The organism is Pseudomonas sp. UTLPPB19802, from assembly GCF_059730225.1.
Genome location: NZ_AP048545.1, coordinates 4,148,761 through 4,172,829, shown reverse-complemented (window position 1 = coordinate 4,172,829; position 24,069 = coordinate 4,148,761). Strand labels below are relative to the sequence as shown.

General features: G+C 61.8%; 25 protein-coding genes and 1 pseudogene. 13 read left to right on the top strand and 13 right to left on the bottom strand.

The annotated features are described in order from the left end of the window. The first annotated feature begins 47 nt into the window (after positions 1-47). Entirely contained in the window at positions 48-935 is an 888-nt protein-coding gene (gene yghX, locus AC6I6U_RS18510) for a YghX family hydrolase (RefSeq protein WP_497877477.1), read from the top strand. Positions 936-948: 13 nt separating this feature from the next. Here yghX and AC6I6U_RS18505 read toward each other — a convergent pair whose 3' ends face one another. The 3 genes and pseudogenes from AC6I6U_RS18505 to AC6I6U_RS18495 form a co-directional block, all read right to left on the bottom strand. Continuing rightward, the gene (locus AC6I6U_RS18505) at positions 949-1,674 is read right to left on the bottom strand and encodes a methyl-accepting chemotaxis protein (protein WP_497883059.1); all 726 of its coding nucleotides are present in this window, start codon (positions 1,672-1,674) and stop codon (positions 949-951) included. A 132-nt stretch (positions 1,675-1,806) separates the two neighbouring features. Continuing rightward, positions 1,807-2,562, bottom strand: a pseudogene (locus tag AC6I6U_RS18500) (MCP four helix bundle domain-containing protein); the annotation flags it as partial. A gap of 135 nt (positions 2,563-2,697) precedes the next feature. Then, positions 2,698-3,327, bottom strand: coding sequence for a cell wall hydrolase (locus tag AC6I6U_RS18495; RefSeq protein ID WP_497877476.1), 630 nt, complete (start codon positions 3,325-3,327; stop codon positions 2,698-2,700). A gap of 192 nt (positions 3,328-3,519) precedes the next feature. On the opposite strand from AC6I6U_RS18495, the gene AC6I6U_RS18490 reads away from it, so the two are divergent. Further along, entirely contained in the window at positions 3,520-4,374 is an 855-nt protein-coding gene (locus AC6I6U_RS18490) for a CAP domain-containing protein (protein ID WP_497877475.1), read from the top strand. Between the two features lie 6 nt (positions 4,375-4,380). Here AC6I6U_RS18490 and AC6I6U_RS18485 read toward each other — a convergent pair whose 3' ends face one another. Continuing rightward, entirely contained in the window at positions 4,381-5,061 is a 681-nt protein-coding gene (locus AC6I6U_RS18485) for a GNAT family N-acetyltransferase (protein WP_497883058.1), read from the bottom strand. A gap of 311 nt (positions 5,062-5,372) precedes the next feature. On the opposite strand from AC6I6U_RS18485, the gene AC6I6U_RS18480 reads away from it, so the two are divergent. Together AC6I6U_RS18480 and AC6I6U_RS18475 are read left to right on the top strand one after the other, a co-directional pair. After that, positions 5,373-5,534, top strand: a complete 162-nt coding sequence (locus AC6I6U_RS18480) for a hypothetical protein (RefSeq protein WP_497877474.1) — start codon at positions 5,373-5,375, stop codon at positions 5,532-5,534. After that, a complete protein-coding gene (locus AC6I6U_RS18475; RefSeq protein ID WP_497877473.1) occupies positions 5,531-6,178 on the top strand; it encodes a helix-turn-helix domain-containing protein in 648 nt (215 codons plus the stop codon). The genes AC6I6U_RS18480 and AC6I6U_RS18475 overlap by 4 nt, the downstream gene beginning before the upstream one ends. Before the next feature lie 67 nt (positions 6,179-6,245). On the opposite strand, the gene AC6I6U_RS18470 is transcribed toward AC6I6U_RS18475, so the two are convergent. The 5 genes from AC6I6U_RS18470 to AC6I6U_RS18450 all read right to left on the bottom strand — a co-directional run bounded on the left by AC6I6U_RS18470 (position 6,246) and on the right by AC6I6U_RS18450 (position 10,349). After that, the gene (locus AC6I6U_RS18470; protein WP_497877472.1) at positions 6,246-6,752 is read right to left on the bottom strand and encodes a hypothetical protein; all 507 of its coding nucleotides are present in this window, start codon (positions 6,750-6,752) and stop codon (positions 6,246-6,248) included. Positions 6,753-7,030: 278 nt separating this feature from the next. Then, positions 7,031-7,702: a methionine ABC transporter permease gene (locus AC6I6U_RS18465; RefSeq protein ID WP_497877471.1), complete on the bottom strand. Its 672-nt coding sequence runs from the start codon at positions 7,700-7,702 to the stop codon at positions 7,031-7,033. After that, positions 7,699-8,478 (bottom strand): methionine ABC transporter ATP-binding protein, encoded by a 780-nt coding sequence (locus AC6I6U_RS18460; protein WP_497877470.1) that lies wholly within the window; start codon positions 8,476-8,478, stop codon positions 7,699-7,701. Before AC6I6U_RS18460 ends, AC6I6U_RS18465 begins: the two co-directional genes overlap by 4 nt. After that, a complete protein-coding gene (locus tag AC6I6U_RS18455; RefSeq protein WP_497877469.1) occupies positions 8,475-9,284 on the bottom strand; it encodes a MetQ/NlpA family ABC transporter substrate-binding protein in 810 nt (269 codons plus the stop codon). The genes AC6I6U_RS18460 and AC6I6U_RS18455 overlap by 4 nt, the downstream gene beginning before the upstream one ends. A 27-nt stretch (positions 9,285-9,311) precedes the next feature. Continuing rightward, a complete protein-coding gene (locus tag AC6I6U_RS18450) occupies positions 9,312-10,349 on the bottom strand; it encodes an isopenicillin N synthase family dioxygenase (protein ID WP_497877468.1) in 1,038 nt (345 codons plus the stop codon). Between the two features lie 308 nt (positions 10,350-10,657). On the opposite strand from AC6I6U_RS18450, the gene AC6I6U_RS18445 reads away from it, so the two are divergent. The 3 genes from AC6I6U_RS18445 (at position 10,658) to AC6I6U_RS18435 (ending at position 12,965) form a co-directional block, all read left to right on the top strand. Next, positions 10,658-11,464, top strand: a complete 807-nt coding sequence (locus AC6I6U_RS18445; RefSeq protein WP_497877467.1) for an ABC transporter substrate-binding protein — start codon at positions 10,658-10,660, stop codon at positions 11,462-11,464. Positions 11,465-11,543: 79 nt separating this feature from the next. After that, complete coding sequence (locus tag AC6I6U_RS18440; RefSeq protein ID WP_497877466.1) at positions 11,544-12,272, top strand: amino acid ABC transporter permease; 729 nt, start codon at positions 11,544-11,546, stop codon at positions 12,270-12,272. Between the two features lie 3 nt (positions 12,273-12,275). After that, positions 12,276-12,965 (top strand): amino acid ABC transporter permease, encoded by a 690-nt coding sequence (locus AC6I6U_RS18435; protein WP_497877465.1) that lies wholly within the window; start codon positions 12,276-12,278, stop codon positions 12,963-12,965. A 138-nt stretch (positions 12,966-13,103) separates the two neighbouring features. Here the strand turns inward: AC6I6U_RS18435 and AC6I6U_RS18430 are convergent, their stop codons facing one another. The 3 genes from AC6I6U_RS18430 to AC6I6U_RS18420 all read right to left on the bottom strand — a co-directional run bounded on the left by AC6I6U_RS18430 (position 13,104) and on the right by AC6I6U_RS18420 (position 16,358). Further along, on the bottom strand, positions 13,104-14,303 hold the full coding sequence (locus AC6I6U_RS18430; protein ID WP_497877464.1) for an MFS transporter: 1,200 nt from the start codon (positions 14,301-14,303) through the stop codon (positions 13,104-13,106). A 95-nt stretch (positions 14,304-14,398) separates the two neighbouring features. Then, positions 14,399-15,916, bottom strand: a complete 1,518-nt coding sequence (locus tag AC6I6U_RS18425) for a hypothetical protein (RefSeq protein ID WP_497877463.1) — start codon at positions 15,914-15,916, stop codon at positions 14,399-14,401. A gap of 220 nt (positions 15,917-16,136) precedes the next feature. After that, positions 16,137-16,358, bottom strand: a complete 222-nt coding sequence (locus AC6I6U_RS18420) for a PLD nuclease N-terminal domain-containing protein (RefSeq protein WP_497877462.1) — start codon at positions 16,356-16,358, stop codon at positions 16,137-16,139. A gap of 195 nt (positions 16,359-16,553) precedes the next feature. Here AC6I6U_RS18420 and AC6I6U_RS18415 point away from each other — a divergent pair, with 195 nt between their 5' ends. From AC6I6U_RS18415 to AC6I6U_RS18400, 4 genes are all read left to right on the top strand, one after another. Continuing rightward, entirely contained in the window at positions 16,554-17,105 is a 552-nt protein-coding gene (locus AC6I6U_RS18415; RefSeq protein ID WP_497877461.1) for a cytochrome b, read from the top strand. Between the two features lie 202 nt (positions 17,106-17,307). Continuing rightward, positions 17,308-18,180 (top strand): hypothetical protein, encoded by an 873-nt coding sequence (locus AC6I6U_RS18410; RefSeq protein WP_497877460.1) that lies wholly within the window; start codon positions 17,308-17,310, stop codon positions 18,178-18,180. A gap of 234 nt (positions 18,181-18,414) precedes the next feature. After that, positions 18,415-19,413, top strand: a complete 999-nt coding sequence (locus AC6I6U_RS18405) for a bile acid:sodium symporter family protein (RefSeq protein ID WP_497877459.1) — start codon at positions 18,415-18,417, stop codon at positions 19,411-19,413. A gap of 231 nt (positions 19,414-19,644) precedes the next feature. Continuing rightward, positions 19,645-20,394, top strand: a complete 750-nt coding sequence (locus AC6I6U_RS18400) for a creatininase family protein (RefSeq protein WP_497877458.1) — start codon at positions 19,645-19,647, stop codon at positions 20,392-20,394. Positions 20,395-20,404: 10 nt separating this feature from the next. Here AC6I6U_RS18400 and AC6I6U_RS18395 read toward each other — a convergent pair whose 3' ends face one another. Next, positions 20,405-21,469 carry a sigma-54 interaction domain-containing protein gene (locus tag AC6I6U_RS18395; protein ID WP_497877457.1) on the bottom strand — a complete coding sequence of 355 codons (1,065 nt, stop codon included), beginning with the start codon at positions 21,467-21,469 and terminating at the stop codon, positions 20,405-20,407. 304 nt (positions 21,470-21,773) lie between these two features. Here AC6I6U_RS18395 and AC6I6U_RS18390 point away from each other — a divergent pair, with 304 nt between their 5' ends. Further along, positions 21,774-22,847 carry an ABC transporter substrate-binding protein gene (locus AC6I6U_RS18390; protein ID WP_497877456.1) on the top strand — a complete coding sequence of 358 codons (1,074 nt, stop codon included), beginning with the start codon at positions 21,774-21,776 and terminating at the stop codon, positions 22,845-22,847. Between the two features lie 11 nt (positions 22,848-22,858). Next, the gene (locus AC6I6U_RS18385; RefSeq protein ID WP_497877455.1) at positions 22,859-24,067 is read left to right on the top strand and encodes an LLM class flavin-dependent oxidoreductase; all 1,209 of its coding nucleotides are present in this window, start codon (positions 22,859-22,861) and stop codon (positions 24,065-24,067) included. Positions 24,068-24,069 lie beyond the last annotated feature (2 nt).

The following is a 24,069-nucleotide window of genomic DNA, read 5'->3' as shown; positions in this document are numbered from 1 at the left end:
AACGCGCGGGGTCAGCGTATTGAACCACTCGACAAGGTAGCGCAACGATGGAACGTCTCACCGCGAAAGACTTTGCTCCCGAGCTGCTGGAGCTCTACGACTATTACGTTCACGGCAAGATCAACCGCCGGGAATTCCTCGACCGCGCGGCCAAGTTCACCCTCGGCACCATGGCCGCGGCCAGCGTGCTGGCGGCATTGAGCCCGAATTACGCGCTGGCCGAACAGGTACCCTTCACCGATCCGGACATCGTCGCCGAGTACATCACCTACCCGTCGCCCAAGGGGCACCAGCAGGTACGGGGCTACCTGGTTCGTCCGGCCAAGGTCACCGGCAAGGTACCAGCGGTGGTCGTGGTGCACGAGAATCGCGGCCTCAATCCTTATATCGAGGATGTCGCCCGCCGCGTGGCCAAGGCTGGTTTCATTGCCCTGGCGCCCGACGGCCTGTCCTCGGTCGGCGGCTATCCCGGCAATGATGAAAAAGGCGTGGCCCTGCAAAAGACCGTCGACCCCGAGAAACTGATGAACGATTTCTTCGCCGCCATCGAGTGGTTGATGAAGCATGACACCAGCACCGGCAAGGTCGGTATCACCGGCTTCTGCTACGGCGGCGGCGTGGCCAACGCGGCAGCGGTGGCCTACCCCGAGCTCAGCGCGGCCGTACCGTTCTATGGTCGCCAGCCCAAGGCCGAGGATGTCGCCCGGATCAAGGCACCGCTGCTGCTGCACTATGCCGAGCTGGACAAGCCGATCACCGAGGGTTGGCCCGCCTACGAGCAGGCCCTCAAGAGCGCCGGCAAGACCTACGAGGTACACGTCTACCAGGGCGTCAACCACGGTTTCCACAACGACTCGACGCCCCGCTACGACGAAGCGGCCGCCAACCTGGCGTGGGACCGCACCATAGGCTGGTTCCGCCGTTACCTGGCCTGACCGCCGCCATTGATCAAAGCCGGAAGCGGTCCACCGATTGCGACAGTTGTCCGGCCAGGCTGGACAACTGGTCGGTGCTGGTCGCCGTCTCGCCGATGACCCGATTGTTGCCGGCAGACATATCGGCGATCTTTTCCACCTGGTGGGCTATTTCATTGCTGACCAGGCTCTGCTCGCCGATGGTCCGGGAAATGTCATTGACCAGTTGGCTGGTACTGAGCGTTGCCTCGAGGATTTCGCGGATGGCGCGCTCGACCTCGGCGGTCACCGCCATGCCCTTGTCGACCTGGGCAACCCCGGCCTCCATGCTGTTGACCGCCTCGCGTGTGCTGTTCTGGATACGCAGGACCATGTCGGCGATTTCCTGGGTCGAGGCACTGGTGCGCCCGGCCAGCCCGCGCACCTCATCGGCCACCACGGCGAAGCCGCGGCCCTGCTCGCCGGCACGGGCGGCCTCGATGGCGGCGTTGAGCGCCAGCAGGTTGGTCTGGTCGGCGATGCCCTTGATCACCTGGATAATGCTGAAGATCGCCTCGGACTCCTTGTCCAGGGTGCGGATGACCTGGGCCGATTGTTGTGCCGAACGGGCGATATCGTCCATGTCTCTGACCACCTGGTGAATTACCCGCCCGCCATTCTTCGCCAGCGCCTCGGCCTGGTTGGCCATGCTCAGGGCGCGCTCGGCGTGGCGGGTGATTTCCTCGATGCTGGCGGTCATTTCACTGGCCGCCGCTGCCATGGTGCCAGCCGCTTCGCTCTGCTGCTGGCTGCTGCCGGCGACCTGGTGGCAGCCGCCGCTCAACTGCTCGCTCATATCGTTGACGCCATGGGCATTGCTGCGGACCACCTCGATCATGCTGCGCAGGTCGCGTTGCATGGTTGCCAGGTTGCGGATCAGCCGGGCGGCTTCATCCTGTTGCCGGGGCTCGTCGATTTTCGTACTCAAGTCACCATGGGCGATATCGGCGGCAATGCGGCTGGCGACCTGCAACGGGCCCATGATGCCGCTGATGACCCAGCGTCCCTGGGCCAGCAGTAACAGCAGGCCGGCAATCAGCACCCCGAGCAGGATCAGGTTGGCATGATTGATGGTCTGCCGGGTGCCTTCGCCGCTCGACAGCGCATTGGACTCGATCAACTCGCTCAGCCTGGCCATCTCGTCTTCCAACTGACTGAAGGCACTGTTGAACGCGCCCAACTGCTGCTGGGCCCCATCCGGGTTGGCGATGGCGAGCTCGACAATATGCTCGGCCGCACCGATGTAGGTCTCCAGGCTCGGCTTGATCTTGTCCAATGCCGCCTTGAGGGTGTCGTTGACCGGCAGCTTGAGGTTTTCGTCGAGTACCTCGCGAAAGTGCTTGGCGTGTTCGCTCAGCGAGTCGCGCACCTCGGCACTGCTGCTGGGGCTTTTGCCCAGCCCCACCAACATCGCCGACAAGACGTCGGCGCGCAGGGCATCATGCATCATGTCGGCTTCCAGGTGATTGCGCAGCAGGTTCATGCCCACTTCGCTCTCGTGCGTCGCCGTCGCCATCCGTGTATTTCCCAGATAACCCACCAGGCCCATGACCAGCACGGTGAGCAGGCCACTGCCGATCAGCAGGTACAGACGCAATCTAATGGACACAATGCAGCCCTCCGTCAGCACTCCAATGGTGGTCGGCACATGGCAGAAGAACCTGCCGACACGCCCTGACGGTTATTTAAGCCTATTTTCAGCGATTTACCGTCAGAGGCAGGCGATCACCGGCCCTGCGCGAGGTCATTTCGCCTTGTCGTCCCGCGGCTTGTAGAACAGGAACTTGCCGGTTTCGGCGGTGCGGATGTACTGCTTCACCCAGTCCGGGCTGACGCTGCGGTCATGGAAGTACATGGCGCCGTCGGTGCGGTCCTTGAGTTGCTGGTTGAGCGCCTTGCGGGCAATTTCCTTGGCGACGGCATAGCGGTCCTCTTCCTGGACATCGTCCGGGCGACCGTCGCACCACCAGGAGAACTGGCAGGCTTTCTTCTCCGAGCCCTGCTTGACCACTTCGCAGACGGTGCCGGGAAAACCGTCATGGCCAAGACGGTTGAGCACCACGCTGGCCACCGCCTCCATATCGGCCGGCTGGCCGCCCTTGGCTTCCCAGTAGATGGTTCGCGACAGGCAGGTGATGGTATCGGCCACGGCGGCATCGCCAGCCGGATCGACCGCCTGCGTCTCGACCTTGGTCAGCGGCGACACCTTGGGCTCCGCTGCCGGGCTCTCCTTTTCGGCGGCTTTCTGTTCCAGCACCTGGGCCTTCTCGATGACCGCCTCGGGCTGCGGTTGAGCGTCGGCGGCGGTCGCCAGCGCGGCATTGCAGGTAATAAAGACAACAACAAGACACGCGACTATAGAGTGAAGACGCATGATCGAACCCTGTTGAATGAACCCTGCCCGCGATGGTCACCCAGCCACGGCCGGGCAGTCGATCCGGGGCGGGCTGGCAGGTTCGACAGCGCCGCGGATAAATCATTCCGCAACCGGCCCACGACAAAAGACCTTGCCTTTACCGGGGCACTATCGCGCATCATGTGCGCAGTTCGTTCGAGGAGGATGTCCATGCGCGCCCTGCGTTCCAATTTGCGTCTTACCCTGCTCACCCTGGGGCTGGCAGCCAGTGCCAACGCCCTGGCCAGTGACGAAACGCAACTGCTGCAGTCGATCAACAGCTACCGTGGCCAGGTGCAGCGCTGCGGTGGCCAGGCTTCCCTGGAACTGCCACCGCTGGCGGCCGACCCGCGCCTGGTCCTGCCGCCCGACAGCCCCGGCGACCTGCAACAGGCGCTGTCGCGGGCGGCCTATCCGATGGTCAACGTGCAGGCGATCAGCCTGTCCGGACCGAAGGATGCCGACGGGGCAATGAAGGCGGTTCGGGAGAGTTTCTGCCGGGTAGTGCTGGATCCGCAGTTCGTCGATATCGGCGTCAGCCGCCAGGGCAACGACTGGCGTATCGTCCTCGCGCGGCCATTGCTGACCGCACGCCTGGGCGACTCCCTGGCCGAGGGCCGGCAACTGCTGGAGATGATCAACAGCGCCCGCGGCCAACCGCGCCAATGCGGCAGCCAATCGTTCGCCGCCAGCGCGCCATTGACCTGGAACGACCAACTGGCGAGCGCAGCCGAGGGCCATAGCCGCAACATGGCCAACAACAACTTTTTCGATCACCAGGACCGCGAAGGCCACACGCCGGGCGACCGCGCCGAACTGGCAGGCTACATCGCCCAGCAGATTGGCGAGAACATCGCTGCCGGCCAGGACAGCGGGCGCAAGGTGGTCGACGGCTGGCTGGCCAGCCCCGGCCACTGCGCCAACCTGATGAACCCACAGTTCCACGAGCTGGGTGCGGCCTATGCGGTCGATCCGAAGAGCGATTCGGGTATCTACTGGACCGCGCTGTTCGGCACCCAGCAATAACGCCCCTTAGCCGAGACGCTCCAGGACCAGCGCGCTGGCCTGGCGCGTCATCTGGTCGAGGTGGCGATCACGCTTCTTCTCGGCCTCGGCCATCGCCTTGCGTCCGTGCTGCTGCAACAGGTAGGCATGGATCTGCCGCACCTCCTTCGAGGCGTAGATCGGTGCGACGTCGATCACCGCGATCAGTCCGTCGGTACCGTGATCGCGGGTGTTCATCAACACCTGCGGGCCACGGGCGGCCAGTACCTGGAACCCCAGCGCCTCGAAGCACGACACCTTACCCGGCGCACAGGCCAGCTCGGCATGGGGATAGTGATCGAACATCTGCTGCAGCATCGCCCGCGCCACGCCCTTGCGACGCCGGCCGGCCTGCACGGCCAGGTAGGCGACGGCGCAGGCTGCGGGGTCATCCTTGGCGGGCAGGTACAGCAGGAAACCGATGACCCGTGACGGCTCCTCGTCATCCAGTGCGACGATCAGTTCCGCCGGGATGCCCTGGGTGCCATCCATGGCATCGAGGTAAAGATGCACCTCGTAGCCGACCCCGTACTGATAGAGGTTGTACAACGGATTGCTCGGCGGCAGCGCGACCATGCTGATATCGGTGAAATAGTCGACCACCATTTGCAGGATCTGGCTCCTGATCGACTCGGGGGGCGGGGTTTGCAGGCGGGTAAGCGTGAACATCGACAATCGGGCTCCGGGCATAAGCGTGTTCCGGGCTTGACCCGGACCGCACAGTGTACCTCCTTTGTGGCGAGCGGGCTTGCCCGCGCTGGGCTGCAGGGCAGCCCCCAGCCTTGTAGGCGCGTGGTGCCTGAGAGAATGAAGCGGCAAGGATTGGGGTCGCTGCGCAACCCGGCGCGGGCAAGCCCGCTCGCCACTTGAGATGGGTCACCCATGCAAGAACCAAAAGTAATTAATTCATGAATAATTAGTATTTATCGTTATTAAGGCAACCACGTACTCTCAGCTCATACCGACACTGGAGAGTCCCCATGCAGCCGACCGATACCGTCATCGACCTTGCCCGCTACCGCAAGCGCAAACAAGCGCAGCAACTGGGCCGGGCGCTGTGGGAGCTGTATGCACGCAATGCCGGCCAGCAGGCCTTTCAATGGGCCCAGGGCGTTCGCGCCAGCGAGACCCGTCACGCGTGAATGCCCAGGATCCCTCGCGGTTCCTGGCCAGCGTCGATGAGCCGACCCTGGACCTGAACAACCTGCCAGCCCTCGACGAAGACCCGATCTGTGAATGGGTCGCCGAAAACCTGCAACGCCTGCGCGGCAAGCATCACCTATCCCTCGACGCCCTCGCCCGCGAATGCGGCGTCAGCCGGGCCATGCTTGCGCAGATCGAATCCGGGCGAAGCGTGCCGTCGATCAAGGTGCTGTCCAAGATCGCCAAGGGGCTGAAGGTCTCGGTGGCGGCCTTTCTCGAACATCGTGCCTTCGAAGGCGTTGCCGTGCTCTCGGCGAACCGGAGCAAACGCCTGGTCAGTGCCAATGGCACCTTTGTCAGCCGGGCGCTGTTTCCGTTCGACGTGGCGCGCCAATCGGAGTTCTACGAACTGCGCCTGAGCCCACTGGGCGAGGAAGAATCCGCAGCTCATGGCCCCGGCGTCCAGGAAAACCTGGTGGTGTCCCAAGGCGTACTGGAAATCAGCGTCAACAACGAGCGCTACCTGCTCTCCCCCGGCGACTCGATCCTGTTCTACGCCGACCAGCCGCATCGCTACCGCAATCCGGCCGACAGTGAAGCGGTGGCCTACCTGGTGGTGACCCACCCGGAACGGCTGGACTGAACGAACAGGCATGAAAAAGCCCGGCATGGATGACTCCAGCCGGGCTTTTTTACGGTCGGGCAGTCGATCAGCAGGTGCAGCACATCAACGGCATGCCGTTGCAGCTCATCATCATCGGCATGCCGCAATCGTTCATCAGCTTCATCATCAGGTTGCAGCAGCTTTTCATCATGTCCATGTTCATGCCGGCCATCGGCATGACCTTGCACATCATGTGGTCGCCCTGCATGGAGCACTCCATCACGCACTTCATCGATGGCATCGGCATCCCCATCATCGGCATCGCCATCATGCCGTTCATCATCGGCATTGCCATGGCAGCCTGGGACATGCACATCATGCTCATGTTGGCGCAATGCATCATCATCGGCATGCCGCAGTCCATCATCATCTGCATCATTTCAGCGTTGTTCTTGAACATCGCCATGTCCATGCCAGCCGCCGGCATCATCTTGCACAGCATGCCGTCGTCCATCATTTCGCAGGTCATGGTCGCCATCATCATCGGCATCCCCATGGCCTGCATCATCGGCATGTTGTTCATCGGCATTTGCATCTGCATGGCGTTCATCATGTTGAAACTCCCTGGATCAATCGATAGTTGGATGAAGCTGATGGACGCGGATTCTAGGGATTGCCGAACGCACGACAAGACGTCGATCGAACAGCAGGAATGGCTGCCGCAGCGGCTTTTGCGCTGCCCGCTACCGGGAGATATCTGCCCTGGCATCAGTTGCGACACCCGAGCAGACGAAGAGGAAAATCCAGCAGCGCTTCACGCGCCCTGGATATGCTTTCCAACGCTATGCAAATAACCGAAAGAAATAATCAGTCTAAGCAGCGCAAGAATTCTCAGCGCCGGTGGGCCAATGAACGCACCAGGCGATCGCCCAGGCTCTGCACACCCTGTACCAGGATCACCAGCACCACCACCGTGGCGACCATGACTTCGTTGTTGAAGCGCTGGTAGCCGTAGCGGATGGCCAGGTCGCCGAGGCCGCCGCCACCGATCACCCCGGCCATGGAGGAAAAGCCGATCAGCATCACCAGCGTCAGCGTGACACCGGCCAGCAGCGCTGGCAGCGATTCGGGCAGCAACACCTTGAAGATCACGTGACGGATATCACCGCCCATGGACAGAATCGCTTCGATCCGCCCCTTCTCGACCTCATCCAGTGCACTTTCAACGATGCGGGCAAAGAACGGGAAGGCGCCGATGGTGATCGGCACCACTGCGGCGGTGCTGCCCAGGGTGGTGCCGACGATCAGCCGGGTCAGGGGGATCAGCGCAATCAGCATTACCACGAACGGCAGCGACCGCCCCAGGTTGACCAGCGCCGCCAGACTGCTGTTCAGCCGTGGCAGCGGGTACAGGCCGTTGCGGCGGGTGACGAACAGCAACACCCCCAGCGGCAGCCCGATCAATAGGGTGAACAACCCGGCCAGCAACACCATGTAGATCGTTTCTCCGGTGGCGTTGAGCACCAGTTGGAAAATCTCGTTCCAGTCGATCGTGCGGTTCATAGCGATGCCAGCCTCAGACGCGTAGTACGGACTTCATTGTCGAAATGCGCTTGCGATGCCGGGCGCAATGAGCGTCCCAACGCCGAATCCGGGTCGGCCAGCAGCCGCGACAGCGGCCCGGACTCCAGCAAGCGGCCGTGGGCCAGGGACGCTGCGTGATCGCAGATCGAGCGGACCACGTCCAGCTCATGGGTGATCAGCACGATGGTCAGGCCCAGGCGGCGATTGATGTCGCGCAGCAGTTGCAGGATCGACTCGGTGGTTTCCGGGTCCAGCGCACTGGTGGCCTCGTCCGACAGCAGATACGCCGGGCGTGCCGCCAGGGCACGGGCAATGCCCACCCGCTGTTTCTGCCCGCCGGAAAGTTGCGAGGGAAAGGCCTCGGCCTTGTCCGCCAGCCCCACCAACTCCAGCAGTTCGCTGACCCGCGCCTCACGCTCGGCCTTGGCGGTGCCGGCAATCTCCAGCGGCACCGCGACATTGTCGAAGACATTGCGCGAGTGCAACAGATTGAAGCCCTGGAAGATCATGCCAATGCGCTGGCGCTGCTGGCGCAGCTCACGATCGGACAAGGCGGTCAGGTCCTGGCCATCGACCACGACCCGCCCCGTGGTGGGCCGTTCGAGCAGATTGAGACAGCGCAGCAAGGTCGACTTGCCGGCGCCGCTGCGACCGAGGATGCCGTAGATCGAGCCGTCCGGAATGCTCAAGGACACCTGCTCAAGCACCGGCGGACCCTCGCCATAGCGTTTTCCCAACTGCTCGACGCTGATCATTGCGTGTTGCCCGCGACCGGAATCACCGACCCCGAGTAGTTGTCGTTGATGAACTTCGCCACCTGCGGCGAAGCCAGGTCCTTGGCCAGTTGCCGGATACGCGGGTCATCCTGCAGCTTCGGCGTGGTCACCACGATGTTGGCGTAGGGATTGTGGCTGGCCTTCTCCAGGCCGAGGGCATCCTTGGCCGGGGTCAACCCGGCTTCCAGCGCGTAATTGCCGTTGATCACCGCCAGATCGACATCGTCCAGGGCACGCGGTATCTGCGGCGATTCGATTTCGAGGATCTTCAGTTGCTTCGGGTTCTCGGCGATGTCCTTGGGCGTGGCCTGGTCGGAGGCCGGGTCGTTGAAGCCGGGCTTGAGCTTGATCAGGCCATTGTCCTGCAGCAGGTACAGCGCCCGACTGAGGTTGGTGACGTTGTTCGGGACCGCGACGGTGCCCTTTTGCGGCACCTGGTCGAAGCTTTTGTGCCGGTGCGAATAGATGCCCAACGGCTCGATGTGCACGGTGGCCGCCACGGCGAATTTCTGGCCGAGGGCCTGCTCCTGGGAATGCAGGTATGGCAGGTGCTGGAAGTAGTTGGCATCGACATCGCCGTGGGCCAGCAACTCGTTGGAGTTCACGCCGTTGGGGATCTCGATGACCTTGAGGTTCAGTTGCGGGTCGAGCTTCTGCACATAGGCGAGGATCTGCGCGTGGGGCACCGGATCGGCCGCCACGCGCAACGGCTCGACCGCCAAGGCGGCAAAGGAGGAAGACAGCCCGGCCCAGACCGCCAGGGTCAATGCGGTTTTTCTCAACATACTGATAGTCCTTGATCGAGTGACAGGTCAGGCGCTGACAGCCTGGGGTGCCAGTGCGTCGGCGTAGAAACGCTGGGCGACATCGGGGTGCGAACGCAGGCGGCCCTTGAGGTAGTTCCAGCCAACATCGCGAAACAGCGGGTTGTCCGGATCGCTGGCCGGGCCACGGGCTTCGCGCAGCAAGGCGGCCGGCAACGGATAGAGCGGCACCACCGCATCCAGTTGCGCACCGAGGAAGAAGGCGATCGACAGCCGCTCGCTGCCCGCTGGCGGAGACTGCACGCGGTGCACCGTGGCACGCAGGTAGCCGTTGGTGGCCAGCTCCAGCAGTTCACCAATGTTGACCACCAGGGTGTTGTCCCGTGGCAGCGCATCGATCCAGCGGCCCTCCTCGATTTCCACCTGCAGACCGGCCTGCTGGTCCTGCAGCAGGAAGCTGAGGAACCCGGAGTCCTTGTGGGCACCGACGCCCTGCCTGCTCTCGTTCACGGTGCGGCCGGGATAGCGGATCAGCTTGATGTGTTCGTTGGGCTTGTCGCCATACAGGGGGTCGAAGGCGCCTTGTGGCAGTGACAACGCTTCGGCAAAGGCCCGCAGCAAGCGCAGCGACATGCGGGTCATCGCCTGTTGCCATTCCAGCAGCAGCGGCTTGAGTTGCGGCAAGGCCTGGGGCCACAGGTTCGGCCCCTGCAGGCGAGCCCAGGTCGGCGTCTGTTCGTTCACCTCAAGGGCCTGGCGCTCGGCGCCGACGTCGAACTGCTCGCGCAGATCCGGCTGGCCCCGGGTGATCTCCGAAGCGGCGCGGTTGTAGCCACGAAAATGCGGCGAATGAATCATGCCGACAGCGGCCTTGTCCTCCTGGGGCAAGGCGAAGAATTGCCGGGCATGTTCCTGGACCTGCCGCAGCAGGCCGCTGTCGACGCCATGGCCGGTCAGGTAGAAGAAGCCGACATCCCGCGCGGCATGGCGCAGTGCCTTGAGAAACGCCTGGCGCTGATCGGCGTTGCCATCGAGTGCCGAGAGGTCCAGCAGCGGTAATGCAGTGATATCCAGCGGCTGCGGCATGTTTCACTCCCTGTGATCGAAACGGGTTCATCGTCCAGATAAAACTATCTGATCTTAAAAAAACCCAATAAATATCTTTTTAGAATTAGCTTAGTTTCACTGCCACCTGGCTCGTCACTACTCAAGTGGGTTGCCGCTTGCTTCTCCCTGCACACTCCCCAAAGGCTCTGGAACGGGAGTTACAGGGAGAGCCCGAAAAATCGACTTATACCCAAAAGACATCAATAAATTCTTTTATATTCTTTTGTCGTTTAGTCGTTGGACTGCAAGACTCGGCGCCGAATCATCCATCAAGTGTTGAGATCCCCATGAAGAAATTGACTGCCCTCACTGCCCTCACCCTGGCGATCGTCTCGGGCCTGGCCCATGCCGACCGTCTCGAAGACATCAAGAAATCCGGCGTGCTGCGCGTCGCCTCGTTCGACAGCAACCCGCCCTTCGGTTTCATCGACGCCAAGACCAAGCAGATCGAAGGCCTGGACGTCGACTACGCCAAGGCCATCGCCGACAAGCTCGGCGTGAAACTGCAACTGCAACCGACCAACCCGGCCAACCGCGTGCCGTTGCTGGTGGCGAACAAGGTCGACCTGGTGCTGGCCAACTTCACCATCACCCCGGAGCGCGCCCAGCAGGTCAACTTCAGCATTCCATACTTCAGTTCCGGCCAGCAGTTCATCGTCAAGAAAGGCACCCTCAAGTCCCAGGAAGACCTGAACAAATGGCGCGTCGGCGTCGACAAGGGCACCACCAACGAAGGCGTGCTGCGTGAGAAGTTCCCTGGTGCCAAGGTCGTTGCCTATGACGACACCCCGTTCGCCTTCACCGCCCTGCGCAATGGCAACGTCCAGGCGATCACCCAGGACGGCCCGAAACTGATCGGCCTGCTGGCCAACGTACCGGACAAGGACAAGTACGAAGTGCCGCCCTTCACCATCTCCAACGACCTGATCGGCGTCGGCATTCCCAAGGGCGAAACCGCGCTGACCGACGTGGTCAACCAGACCCTGGTGGAACTGGAAGCCAAGGGCCATGCGCAGAAGATCTACGACACCTGGTTCGGCCCGGACACCAAGACGCCGCTGGCCCGCCTGTACAAGATCGGCGACAAGAGCTGATCCCCCACCCCGCCGCATGCCCACAGCCCGCCCGGTTCGCCGTGCGGGCTCTTTGTCTTCTGGATGGACACCGTGATCGATGTTTGGTGAATTGCTCGGCCCGCAGTACCTGAAATGGCTGTTCGATGGATTTGTCCTGACCGTGGCGCTGTCCGCCGCGGTCTGCCTGGTGGCGACCGGGCTGGGGTTCCTGGTATGCCTGGCGCGATTGGCCGGCTCGCGCTGGCTGGCCTGGCCGGCGCGCGGCTACCTGGCGCTGCTGCGCAACACGCCGCTGCTGGTGCAACTGTTCTTCTGGTACTTCGGCGTCAGCGCGCTGTTGCCCGAAGAGCTGGTGAGCTGGCTCAACCTGCCCCATGAAGCGAGCATCCTGGGCGTGCCCCTCAGTTGGCCGTCCTTCGAGTTCATCGCCGGTTTCTGGGGGCTGACGCTCTACACTTCGGCCTTCATCGCCGAAGAATTCCGCGCCGGCGTCGCCTCGGTACGCTCGCAACAGCGCGAAGCCGGCCTGGCCATGGGCCTGCGCCCGGCGCAGGTGTGGCGCTACGTGGTGTTGCCGCAAGCCTTGCGTACGGCCCTCGGGCCATTGCTGGGGCAATACATGAATGCGCTGAAGAACTCCTCGCTGACCATGGCCATCGGTTTGGCCGAACTGTCCTACGCCTCGCGCCAGGTCGAGACGCAGACCTTCAAGACCTTCCAGGCGTTCGGCTTCGCCACCCTGCTCTACATCTTCAGCATTGCGCTGATCGAAGCGGCGGGCCAGTGGATCCGCCAGACCAAGCGCTATCGCCAGGGAGCGGCCTGAGCCATGGACTTTTCCGTTATCACCGACAACCTCGACTACTTCCTGCTCGGCGCCTACCCCGACGGCCCGCTTGGCGGCGCCGCGCTGACGTTGGTGCTGAGCGTGCTCTCCGGCGTCAGTGCCGCCATTCTCGGCCTGGTGCTGGGCATTGCCCTGAGCACGCTCAAGGGCTGGCCCAAGGGGATATTGATTGCAGTGCTGGGTTTCCTGCGGGCGATCCCGGTGCTGATGCTGATTTTCTGGAGCTACTTCCTGCTGCCGATCCTGTTCCACTTCGACATTCCGGCATTGTTCACCGTGGTCTGTGCGCTGTCGCTGATCGGTGGCGCGTACCTGGCGTACTCGGTCCATGCCGGTATCCAGAGCCTGCCGGCCGGCCAGTGGGCCGCGGCGCGCGCACTGGGCATGCGGCCGGTGCAGGTGATGCGCCTGATCATCCTGCCCCAGGCCCTGCCGATCATGCTGCCGTCGTTTCTCAACCAGTGGATTTCACTGATCAAGGACACGTCGCTGGCGTATGTGATCGGCGTGGGGGAACTGTCGTTCGTGGCGACCCAGGTGAGCAACCGGGTGATGATTCATCCGACGGAGATCTTTCTGTTCGTGGCGTTGGTGTATTTCGTATTTTGCACCGGGCTGGATCTGCTGGCGGGAGTGCTGACCAGAAAGCGATCCACGGCATCAGCCCGATAAACGCCATCTATCCTGAGAGACCCACTGGAGGTAGAAACACTGCGGTGGGAGCAGGCTTGCCCGCTCCCACAGTCATGTCACCTTCGGTCATTGAGCCGGGAATTGAATGACATGGCCCAATAGGTCAAAAAATACGCTTCAACGCTTCAACAGCCAGGCTTTGGCAAGCCCCCAAACCAACCAGCGCCCGACACTCACCGCCCACACCAGCGCTGCCACCAACCCCACACCCAGCAGCATTCCCGGTACTCCGGTATGGCTGATCAATTTGCCAGCGACAAAAGGGAAACCGAACACACCGATGAAGTAGGACAGGCTGAACAGCAGCAACGCCTGGGCGGTAAGCCCCGATGGGGCTTCGTTTGCCGCCAGGCCATTGATGACCGAGTAGTTCAGACCATAACCGACACCCAGCAACGCAGCCGTCAGCAGATAGCCGAGGCTGCCGTGGACCCATTCGGCAAAGCCGATCACCGCGATCAGCATCAGGCTGGTCAACACACAGGAAGTCGCGAACGGATTGCGCTGGACCACCCACTTGGCAATCAGCAACCGACAGGCAATGGCTGCGCCCATGAATCCGATGAAAAACAATGAATAGTCCAGCCCGAGATCGGCTGCGTAGCTGGTCTGGAAGCTGCCCATCCCGCCAAAGACCGCACCACCCAGGCCGACCATGAGAATCGACCATACGGAGGGTGAACGCAGCACCTGCCTCGCAGCTTTCAGGCTGATCTGCACCCGCTCGCCTGAACGCATCCGGGTTTCCTCTCTGGAGCCAAGCCACCAGAAATACAATCCACCCAACACCGCAGCAAGCGAAGCAAATGCAAAAGCCACTTGCACGGGCAGCCCCGCGGAACCGGCCAGTTTTCCCAGCAACGGCGCGCTGCCGATCCCCGTCAGCATGCTGCCCGATAGCAGCGCGAAACAGTGGGTACGACGCTGCGGCTCGACCATTGCCGCGACCATGATTGGCCCGACCGTGTAGAACAGCCCCCAGCCGATTCCCAGGATGAAGCCGCACGCCGACAACGCCAGGCCGACTCCCGGCACCACGGCGAATCCCGCCGAGGCAACGACCAGGCAGGCAGCACCCAAGGCAATGCAGCGTGGCGCGCCCACACGCTGCAACACATGCCCCGAGCCCGGCACCGCGATCAACGTACTGATCATGGCCACCGCAAAGACTTGCCCGGCCTCCCGTTCACCCGCCCCAAAGGTCCTCACCAACAACGACAGCAGGAAGGTTGCCCCATAGGAAATGGACAAGAGAAAACAGGCCACGCAAAACAGGCCGAAACGGTGGGCTGTCGTGCCGGTCGAGGGCGAGGTCATTGGCGCTATCCTGATTTGGGAAGAGCGCCTTTCTAGCACGGCAAAATCCGCGGATGGTTATGGGATTCACGGAGTTGAGGAAGATAATCCCGAACCTATGGGGCCTGCTCGAAAGCCAGCACCTCACAGCCCTTGGCCACCACCATCTCGGCAAACGCTGGCAATCGCCCAACGAAATCCCGTTCGAACGCCAGGTAACGGTCCTGGGTCGGCAGGTAGCGAATGCGCGGGCTGATCCTGGGAATATCCCTGGACGACAGCTGAAGCACCTCGTTGCTGCGCTGGTTCCAGAACCAGGCGATGGTCCGCGTGCCGAAGCTGTTGGACTGATAGTTCAGCACCCACCAATCGTCATGCCCAGGGGAGGCACGGAGCTGGCCGTGGAATGTACGCAGCGTAATGGTGCGCTTGGGCTGAGTGACGAAATACTGCGTCTGCTGGCGCATCTCGCTGCCGAATCCGTCCAGCACCGCCTTGCTCGCGCTACCAGTGATGAAGTTGAAGCGCCACGCCTCCAACACCCATTCAGCCCACCCCGCATCTTCCACGTTCTGACGCTGGCCCAGGTCGAACAGCAGCACTTCATCGTTCCCCAGGTATACGCTGGAGGCCCAGTCCTGGGCGCCCTTGGCAGGCATTGGCCGGGCAGCGACGGTCGGCCCAGGCTGCTCTTCATCCCAGATCCAGCACAGCGGTCCGTTATATTGCATGAACAACAAGCGACGGGCCCCGGCTTGCAGCATTGCCACATCACCGGGGTACTCGAAAATGACCTCGCTGGAGTCGGCGGTGATGCGCCAAATCCGCGTCAGGTGCTCGGGCTCATACAGGCACTGGCGTTCGAATATCCGCGAATCCAGCACCAGGGTGGCCCACTCGAACTCCGGCCAGTCCATGTCGGGAGGGCCGAAAGGCCGAATATCCTGCCCCTGGCAGGTTTCATAGCGGAACAGGTCTTCGCCGCTGCGATCGCCGACCTTGACCCGCCGCTTCCAGAAACTGCGCTCGGGATTCGCATCGAGCAATTGCAGGTCCCCGCCGGCCGTTCCATCGGTTCGATGCTCCAGCATGTCCTGCTCGGTTGGCGGCCATGGGTTGTAGTCGATCAGAAAGCACAACCAGCTGTCGTCATCCTGCTCGATGATCGAGGCCCAACCATTACTGTAGTGCTCGTCGAAAACATCGGTGGGGCCGGGATAGCTGTGCACCTCCTGCAGCCACTGCAGCTTGCGGCGTTTGGCGGTGTTTTTTTTGGCCTGCGGCGCAACTGGCTGTTTTGACTCGATCAACGTCGGTGTGAGCCTCGGCTCGCCGCCGCCCTTCTTCCAATATCTGGCAAAGGCCTTGCGCTGGTCGGTGGGGACAATCACTGGCCGGTAGTCATCGGCCTGGGCATCGAGGTTCCACAAGTCGTACCCCTGTTGCGCCAGCAGCGGCACCAGGGCATCAAAACAGACCTCCGCCATTTCGTTGGACAGTTCGTCCTGCAGCGCCTCGAATGCCGCGCCGGAAAACAGCTCGATTCCGGGATAGTAGTGCTGGAACAGCGCGAGGAGTTCACCGCCGGGTATTTTCCAATCGACATGTACCAATGGATCGAAATTCGGTTGCATCGGCGGCCTTCCCTCGCAATTGATAGCGACGACATCTTAGGCCTCTGCGCCGGCGACTGCCTTGAAACGGCTCACAAACAGCGGATTACACAAGAAACGCGGCGGCTCGCAGGAGGTCGAGAGGGTGCTGCTGACGACCGCGCCCGCCTTCGCCACGCGTCGTATTCGGCGTAGAGACCCGGCCAGGCCGGGCCCGCCGTGTTCAATGGCCAGACGGTGTCTAGCCTCTATCCTGCTGGGTTACCGGCAACTCCCGGGGCGGCTCCTTGGGGCCAATGAAGAACCAGAGAATCAACCCCAGCAGCGGCACCCAGATCAGCACGACGATCCACAGCCCTTTGGTGCCGGCACTACGTCCGCTCTTGAGCACACTCCTGATAGCCCACAATTCGACGAGCAGCACCACCACCGCCAGGGCGATCCAGACATATTCGATTTGCATGGTTTTCCTCCCTTGTGTCTTGCGTTAGGTAGGAGACGCCGGCAAGGGTTCATTCGGATTTCGTGACGTTTTCAAGTAGCGGCTCCCGCTTCAGCACCCAGAACAGCCCGGACCGTCGGAATTTACAGCGCATCACCAGGGGGATATCCTTGCGCCACCCATGAGAATCAGACGCATTTCCTGCAAGGCATCCCGTTGACTCAACATCCCCACTCCCCCACGCCCATGCTCAAGGACAGCGAAACAGGCGTCTATTCCAAACCCCGCATCTTCCTGCACTGGCTATCTGCTGCCGTGATCCTGTGGGCGACCTTCAGTGGCTTCGGCGTGACTCTGCTCGACCAACAGGCGCCGTTCCGGCAGTGGGTCGAATCACTCAACCCGCAGTTGACCAGCCTGTTCATCCCGTTCTTCGCCTGGCGTCTGTGGCTGGCCATAAAGACCCCCGCGCGCCCTGCCCACGTTGGCCTGCAGGCGCGCCTGGCGGGGCTTGCCCATGTAGCCATCTATGCGACGGTGACGGGGGTGCTGGTCACGGGTGTACTGATGATGAATCATCCGGTGGAGATGCTCGATCTGTTCGAGTTGCCGCAGTTGGTCCACTCCAGATCCGCACTGGTGGCGTTGCACCAGGAGCATCATGTGATGTGCGCGCTGCTCGGCGGCCTGGTTGCGCTGCATTTGATGGCGGTCGTACAACATCAGGTAATGGGGCGATCCGTGTTGGGTCGGATGCTCAATCGCTGAATGTCGACTACTGTTTTGATGAACAGGAGACCGGGGAGATTACGTACCAGCCCTGCTGCCCACCTCCAAGGGACAAGGCATCGCCAGCAATTGCTGGCGATGATCGAAAACCTGCGAAGCCATTAGGCAGCGTTTTCTTAAAGAAAAATTTTGTACATTGCATTTTCATGCTCACTGTCCCTACCGTTATCGTGAGCCAGAAATGCTGGAAAAAATAATATCAAAATTACATGAGCAACTATCTTTTCAAGGCAACAGCCCGCGCAAAAAAAACGAAATCCCTGAAAAAACCCGATTTGTAGCAAATATTCCTCACCCGAATAAAAAATTCGGAATCATTAGACTTGAAGCAAGCGGATTCGGTAACGACCTGCTTTCGTTTTCCGTGAAAAATGTCAAGAACCTAAAACCCGGAAAAGCCGAGCCTCTGATGCAAGTTCAGAAATCTGCCGTAGCAGACATCGATAAAACTCAAAAAACCGACCTGGCCAATGATCCCGGAGATTTTATCGGCCGGGGCTCTAGGGGGAGCGTCTACAGAAACGGGGACTTTGTGACGAAAATAATACAAATCGACACTTCGAATACTGTCGATTTCATCTTGAAAAACAAAGAACTGCAACATGAAACCAGCATGTGCAACGCATACTGGATGAAAGAAAACTCGTCATCACCGGCAACGATGAGAGGAAACCAGATAACAATGCCATTCATAGCTGGAACATTACCCAGCCTGCCAGAGACAAGCGAGGCGGTAAGAGACCTGTTCAGCAAGGGACTGATGATGGGTGATGCTGCGCCAGAAAACTTCATAAGAACCGAGAGTGGAAAAATTGTCCCCGTGGACTTCGGCCTTGTCTTCAACAAGGACAGTATCAAAGAGTTAGACAAACAGACAAAAATAGAGATAGTTCACGACTACATCAAGGGCGGGCATCGTTGTGTCCCGACAGAGCTAAAGGCGGAATATGCTGTTCGCCTTAAAGATCTGGACAGTTCCCTGGGTGCCAGTAGCCCGGCCAGGAGCATGAATGTCAGAGAGCTCTCGAAAGCTGGCCTTCTGAAACGCGTGTAACAGGAACCCATCAACACCGCAAAACGGTACCGCCGTGCGCTTTTAGACGCTCTGCGGCGATGGCCCGGTCGCTATCGCCAGCAAGCGGCTCCCACAGCAACCGCGCCCGGCAGGGCCCTGTGTATTCCAGGGCCTTGTCCGTTAGGCGATATCCTTGGACTTATTGGCATTAGTCGGAAATTTCCGAACAGGTTACAGTTCCCCATACTGTTCTGCTCCCGGATAACGTTCTCCATGACCCGTCCTCGTTTCCTGCCCGACAACTTCACCCTGACCCTGATCAGCGTGGTGATCCTTGCCAGCTTCCTGCCTGCCAGCGGCCAAGTGGCGGTCGGCTTCAGTTGGCTGACCAACATTGCCATCGCCCTGCTGTTCTTTCTCCACGGTGCCAAGCTCTCCCGCGAGTCGATCATCGCCGGGGCCGGTCACTGGCGCCTGCACCTGCTGGTGTTCGGCCTGACCTTCGTACTGTTCCCGCTGCTGGGGCTGGCACTCAAGCCGGTGCTTTCGCCGCTGATCGGCGACCAGCTGTACATGGGCATGCTTTACCTCTGCGCGCTGCCCGCCACGGTGCAATCGGCGATCGCCTTCACTTCCCTGGCCCGCGGCAACGTCCCGGCGGCGATCTGCAGCGCAGCGGCTTCCAGCCTGTTCGGCATTTTCCTCACGCCGTTGCTGGTGACCCTGCTGCTGAATGTGCACGGCGAAGGTGGCTCGACCCTCGATGCCATCGTGAAGATCAGCGTACAGCTGCTGCTGCCATTCATTGCCGGCCAGATCGCCCGCCGCTGGATCGGCGCCTGGGTCGGCCGCAACAAGAGCTGGCTGAAATTCGTCGACCAGGGTTCGATCCTGCTGGTGGTCTACAGTGCCTTCAGCGAGGCGGTGAACGAAGGTATCTGGCACCAGATCCCGCTCGGGGACCTGGCCGGACTGGTGGTGGTCTGCTGTGTGGTGCTGGCCTTGGTGCTGGTGGCGTCGACCCTGCTGGGCAAGGCCTTCGGCTTCGACCAGGAAGACCGCATCACCATTCTCTTCTGCGGCTCGAAGAAAAGCCTGGCCACCGGAGTTCCGATGGCCCAGGTGCTGTTCGCCGGCAGCACCATCGGCGTGCTGATCCTGCCGCTGATGCTGTTCCACCAGATCCAGCTGATGGTCTGCGCGGTGCTGGCCCAGCGCTACGCCAAACGACCGGAGTCGGTCGGCGAGCTGATGGGCCAAGTCGATCCTTGAGCCCGGCACTGAACGCCCAGGCTGCCTGATCCGGAACTCGGGTCAGGCAACCCTTCCAGTCTAATTGAGCTGCGTATCCCAACACTCGAAGGGGGGCGAAACCTCGTAGCCACCATCCCAGCTCCTGCGCGTTGATGGATGGCTTCACGCGTTACCATACAGACTCTTGCCGAGTGAGCGACAGCAGCGCAGCATGTGCACCCACATAACAAGCCGCCATGAGGAAACCCAATGCTCCTGCACCTGTCGACCTGGGCCGAGATCGGTCAGTTTCTCGAACGCAGCCGTACCATCGTCGTGCCCATCGGTTCCAACGAACAGCATGGCCCCACCGGGCTGCTGGGTACCGACTGGATGTGTCCACAGATCATTGCCCACGAAGCCGAGAAAAGCGCCGATATCTTGATCGCGCCGACCTTCAATATCGGCATGGCCCAGCACCACCTGGCATTCCCGGGCACCATCTCGCTGCGGCCGTCGACCTTCATCGCCGCCATCGGCGACTGGGTCCGTTCGCTGGCTGGTCACGGCTTCGAGAAGATCCTGTTTCTCAACGGCCACGGCGGCAACATCGCCTCGATCGAGGCGGCCTTCTCCGAATTGTATGCCGAAGCGAGCTTCGCCAAGCGCCGCGCCGGCTACGCCTTGAAGCTGTGCAACTGGTGGGATCTGGAAGGTGTCGGCGAGTTGGCCCGCGAGCAGTTCCCCACCGGACATGGCAGCCATGCCACGCCCTCCGAGATTGCGGTGACGCAGTGGGCCTATCCGGAATCGATCAAGTCGGCCGACTACTCGCCACGGATCGGCAACACCGGCCCGATCCGCGAAGCCCTGGACTTCCGCGCACGCTTCCCGGATGGCCGCATGGGTTCCGACCCGGCCCTGGCCAGCGTGGAAAAAGGCGGTGAACTGGTGCGCCTGGCCGCCCGGGGGCTGGTGCGGGAAGTGGAAGCGTTCAGCCGCGAAGCACTGCCCGAGTGATCCCTGGCCCCTAATCCGGCGCCCGGCTCAGTTCGCCGATTTTCTCCAGCCGGGCCCGGACGATGTTGCGGCTGATGTTCAGCAGGCGCCCGGTCTGCAACTGGTTGCCGTGGCAATAACGGTAGGCGGTGCGGAATATCGTCTCCTCGATGTGCTCGTAAAGGTCCGGGATATTGCGCTCGAACAAGGCATTGAGCGCTGCCTCAAGGTCTACCGGGCCGCTGATGGCACGGGTCGGTTGCACGGTTTCCTCCTGGCGGACGCCCACCGTGCGCATGTCCACCAGGTGCAGGTCGGAAGGCGCCACACGCTGGTTGCGGCATACCAGCAAGGCGTGGTGAATGGCATTCTCCAACTCGCGGATGTTGCCTGGCCAGCTGTGTTCCAGCAGTTTGCGCTCGGCCTCGCTGCTCAGTGAGGCGCGGTTGTAGCCCAGGCGCTGGCAGTGTTCCTCAAGGAAGAATTCCGCCAGCGGCAGGATATCGCCCGGCCGCTCGCGCAATGGCGGCAGGCGGATCGTCGCCACGTGCAGGCGGTAGAACAGGTCCTCGCGGAAATTCCCCGCCACCACCGCGTCAGCCAGGTTGACGTTGGTCGCCGCCACCAGGCGCACATTGATCGGAATCGGCGTACGCGAACCCAGGCGCACCACTTCACGCTCCTGCAGCACCCGCAGCAGCTTGACCTGCATGTTCAGCGGCAGGTCGCCGATCTCGTCGAGAAACAGCGTGCCGCCGTTGGCCGCCTCGAACCAGCCGGCCTTATGGGTGGTGGCGCCGGTAAAGGCGCCCTTCTCGTGACCGAACAGTTCGCTCTCCACCAGCGTCTCGGCGAACGCGCCGCAGTTGACCGCCACGAACGGCTCGCGGCCGCGCCGACTGAGGTGATGGATGTGCCGCGCAACCAGTTCCTTGCCGGTACCGGTCTCGCCGATGATCAGGGTATTGGCCTCGCTGGGCGCCAGGCGCTCGATACGACTGAGCAGTTCCTGGGAGCGCGGGTCCTTGAAAACCAGCACGGTGGCGCGCACCGACTTGGTCAGTTCACGGGCGTTGGGGTGTGTGATCAGCGACATGATGCATTCCTGGCAGTAAAAGCGCCCCTTCATAGTGCCCGAAGATTTTTATGCTAAATAATTATTAATTAATATTTATATATTCCTTGAAATCATATGCGTGTTTTTTGCTACACACCTGCTGCTGGAGCAGCAATCGGTCAGCAGCTGCCTGTGTATCAATCAGCACACGATCCCCCTGGCGACTCTCGCCTGAGTCGCTGAAACCCTTGCCCGCCGTGGCCGGCAGCACTTTCCGGGTGCGCTGGCACGCAACCTGCTCTGCCCCCTTCAAGCACACCGCACAGCTGCAGGGGAAATTTCAATGAAAGGTTTCTGGCGCAACAGCCTCGCCGCATTGGCCGGGTTACTGGCGAGCTACGGCGCACTCGCCGAGCCGGCGCCGGCTTCGGTAAAGATCGCCATCGTGGCCTTCACCCAGGGCGGCAAGCCGGTGTTCGGCGGCATCGCCGGCCGGGTGATCGAGGACGGCTGGCTGGAACAGCAGCTCAAGGAGCGCGGGGTCACGCTGGAGTGGATCGCCCTGCCCCATGCCGGCGCCGGTCCGCAGATCAACGAAGGGTTCAGCAACAACAGCATCGACTTTGCCGTGCGCGGCGACCTGCCGTCGGTCATTGCCGGGGCCGGTGGCGTGCCGGGCAAGCTGATCGTGCCGGGCGGCAGCGGCAACAACGTCTACCTGGTGGTGCCCGCCAACTCCACGGCCAAGTCCATCGAGGACCTCAAGGGCAAGCGCCTGGCCCTGCACCGCGGGCGGCCCTGGGAGTTCGCCTTCAGCAACTTTCTCACCAGCCGGCAGCTCAAGCTCGATGATTTCAAGATCGCCAACCTCAACCCGCAGGTCGGTGCCGCCGCCGTGTCTGCCGGCAAGGTCGACGCCGCCGTGCTGCTCAACGAGGCCTATGCCCTGGAAGACAAGGGTGTCGGCAAGATCATCTGGTCGACCAAGCAAGGCAGCAACGACTGGCGCCTGGTCTCCGACCTGTGGGGCACCGACCGCTTCGTCCAGCAACACCCGGACATCACCCAACTGCTCGCCACTGCCTGGGTCAAGGCGGCCTGGTGGATCTCCCAGCAGCAGAACCAGGACGCCTATTACCAGCTGTCCTCCCGCGCCGGCATCAGCGAAAGCGTGTTGCGTCGCGATGACCAGGGCGACCCGGTGAGCTGGAGAGACCGCTGGGCCCCCAAGAGCGACCAGCAACTCAAGGCCCATTACCAGGCCCTGAGTGCCTACGCCCTGGCCAACCACCTGATTCGCGACAACTACGACATCACTCAGGCCCTGGCCACCCGCTACACCAACCAGGCGCTGATCGACCTGAACCTTACCGACTACTGGCCGAACCTGCGCGGCCAGGTCACTCAGAATCCATGACAGGAGTCACGATGAGCATCGAATTCTTTACCCGCCTGCCGCTGCACGGCGAAACCCAGTTTCTCCCCGGCGACCCACGCAACCGCGGCGACTGGCACCGTGGTGGCCCGAGTACCGGGGCCGTTTCCGGGTTCAGCGTTGGCGACCACTTCACCTACATCGACTACCTCGGCCAGATCGCCCGCGCCGCGGAAATCAATGGCTTCGGCGGCGCGCTGATGGTCAATGCGCCGAGTGGCGAGGAACCCTGGACGGTCTGCTCGCTGCTGGCCCGGGAAACCCGCACGCTGAAATACGTGACGGCCTTCCAGCCCTACCACTACACCCCCTGGGTGGCGGTACAACAGGCCGCGACCTACCAGCGCGCCACCGGCAACCGGCTGGTGTGGAACATCATCAATGGCGGCTCGGATGCGATCCAGCGCCAGGTCGGCGATTTCAGCGACCATGACGAACGTTATGAACGCGCCATCGAGTTCATGGACGTGGTCAAGGGCTACTGGAACAATGAAACCTTCCACTACGATGGCAAGTTCTACAAGGCTGACGGCGGCGGCCTGCGCGGCCCGCAGAAAAAGGCCGAGCTGCCGCTGATCTGCACTGCGGGCTCATCGAGCCCGGCACGGGAGTTCGCCGCACGGCACGCCGACTTCTACCTGATGCGCGCCGAACACCCTGACGAAATCGCCGCCCTGATCGCCGACATCCGCGAGCGCGCGCTGAAATACGGCCGCACCGGGATTCGCTTCGGCCTCTCCATCGACGTCATCACCCGCGAAACCGAAGAACTGGCCCGTACCGAGGCCAAGCGTTTCTTTGACGAAGGCATCGCCCGTGGCGCGGTCAAAGCCGTGGCGGCCCACGCCGGGCTGCGTACCGCGCGCAAGCTCAGCTATGAAAACGACTTCGCCAGCAAGCACGAAGCCCAAGGCTTCGACGACTTTTTCATCCACTCCAACGTCTGGACCGGTTTCGGCTACATCGGCATTCCACCCGGCTGTGCGCTGGTGGGCAGCTATGAAAACGTCGTGGCCCGGATTCGCGAATACAATGCGCTCGGCATCGACCTGTTCTTCCTCGCCGGCTACCCGCACCTGGAAGAGGCCTACCGCCTGGGCGAGCATATCCTGCCGCACTTTCGCGGCGAGCGCAGTGGCCTGAGCCGTACGGCCGAACCGCTGCTGGCGCTGCACAGCGCCAACGGTCCGAGCGGAGCCTGATC

What these genes read in the sequence shown, in the direction of transcription:
- AC6I6U_RS18460 (WP_497877470.1), bottom strand. Translation starts at nt 8,478, where the DNA reads ATGATCAGCGTCGAGCAGTTGGGAAAACGCTATGGCGAGGGTCCGCCG.
- AC6I6U_RS18395 (WP_497877457.1), bottom strand. Translation starts at nt 21,469, where the DNA reads ATGTCGCTGATCACACACCCCAACGCCCGTGAACTGACCAAGTCGGTG.
- AC6I6U_RS18405 (WP_497877459.1), top strand. Translation starts at nt 18,415, where the DNA reads ATGACCCGTCCTCGTTTCCTGCCCGACAACTTCACCCTGACCCTGATC.
- AC6I6U_RS18390 (WP_497877456.1), top strand. Translation starts at nt 21,774, where the DNA reads ATGAAAGGTTTCTGGCGCAACAGCCTCGCCGCATTGGCCGGGTTACTG.
- AC6I6U_RS18485 (WP_497883058.1), bottom strand. Translation starts at nt 5,061, where the DNA reads ATGTTCACGCTTACCCGCCTGCAAACCCCGCCCCCCGAGTCGATCAGG.
- AC6I6U_RS18410 (WP_497877460.1), top strand. Translation starts at nt 17,308, where the DNA reads ATGCTGGAAAAAATAATATCAAAATTACATGAGCAACTATCTTTTCAA.
- AC6I6U_RS18430 (WP_497877464.1), bottom strand. Translation starts at nt 14,303, where the DNA reads ATGACCTCGCCCTCGACCGGCACGACAGCCCACCGTTTCGGCCTGTTT.
- AC6I6U_RS18440 (WP_497877466.1), top strand. Translation starts at nt 11,544, where the DNA reads ATGTTTGGTGAATTGCTCGGCCCGCAGTACCTGAAATGGCTGTTCGAT.
- AC6I6U_RS18490 (WP_497877475.1), top strand. Translation starts at nt 3,520, where the DNA reads ATGCGCGCCCTGCGTTCCAATTTGCGTCTTACCCTGCTCACCCTGGGG.
- AC6I6U_RS18470 (WP_497877472.1), bottom strand. Translation starts at nt 6,752, where the DNA reads ATGATGAACGCCATGCAGATGCAAATGCCGATGAACAACATGCCGATG.
- AC6I6U_RS18420 (WP_497877462.1), bottom strand. Translation starts at nt 16,358, where the DNA reads ATGCAAATCGAATATGTCTGGATCGCCCTGGCGGTGGTGGTGCTGCTC.
- AC6I6U_RS18435 (WP_497877465.1), top strand. Translation starts at nt 12,276, where the DNA reads ATGGACTTTTCCGTTATCACCGACAACCTCGACTACTTCCTGCTCGGC.
- AC6I6U_RS18505 (WP_497883059.1), bottom strand. Translation starts at nt 1,674, where the DNA reads ATGGCAGCGGCGGCCAGTGAAATGACCGCCAGCATCGAGGAAATCACC.
- AC6I6U_RS18400 (WP_497877458.1), top strand. Translation starts at nt 19,645, where the DNA reads ATGCTCCTGCACCTGTCGACCTGGGCCGAGATCGGTCAGTTTCTCGAA.
- yghX (WP_497877477.1), top strand. Translation starts at nt 48, where the DNA reads ATGGAACGTCTCACCGCGAAAGACTTTGCTCCCGAGCTGCTGGAGCTC.
- AC6I6U_RS18450 (WP_497877468.1), bottom strand. Translation starts at nt 10,349, where the DNA reads ATGCCGCAGCCGCTGGATATCACTGCATTACCGCTGCTGGACCTCTCG.
- AC6I6U_RS18465 (WP_497877471.1), bottom strand. Translation starts at nt 7,702, where the DNA reads ATGAACCGCACGATCGACTGGAACGAGATTTTCCAACTGGTGCTCAAC.
- AC6I6U_RS18480 (WP_497877474.1), top strand. Translation starts at nt 5,373, where the DNA reads ATGCAGCCGACCGATACCGTCATCGACCTTGCCCGCTACCGCAAGCGC.
- AC6I6U_RS18385 (WP_497877455.1), top strand. Translation starts at nt 22,859, where the DNA reads ATGAGCATCGAATTCTTTACCCGCCTGCCGCTGCACGGCGAAACCCAG.
- AC6I6U_RS18455 (WP_497877469.1), bottom strand. Translation starts at nt 9,284, where the DNA reads ATGTTGAGAAAAACCGCATTGACCCTGGCGGTCTGGGCCGGGCTGTCT.
- AC6I6U_RS18495 (WP_497877476.1), bottom strand. Translation starts at nt 3,327, where the DNA reads ATGCGTCTTCACTCTATAGTCGCGTGTCTTGTTGTTGTCTTTATTACC.
- AC6I6U_RS18445 (WP_497877467.1), top strand. Translation starts at nt 10,658, where the DNA reads ATGAAGAAATTGACTGCCCTCACTGCCCTCACCCTGGCGATCGTCTCG.
- AC6I6U_RS18425 (WP_497877463.1), bottom strand. Translation starts at nt 15,916, where the DNA reads ATGCAACCGAATTTCGATCCATTGGTACATGTCGATTGGAAAATACCC.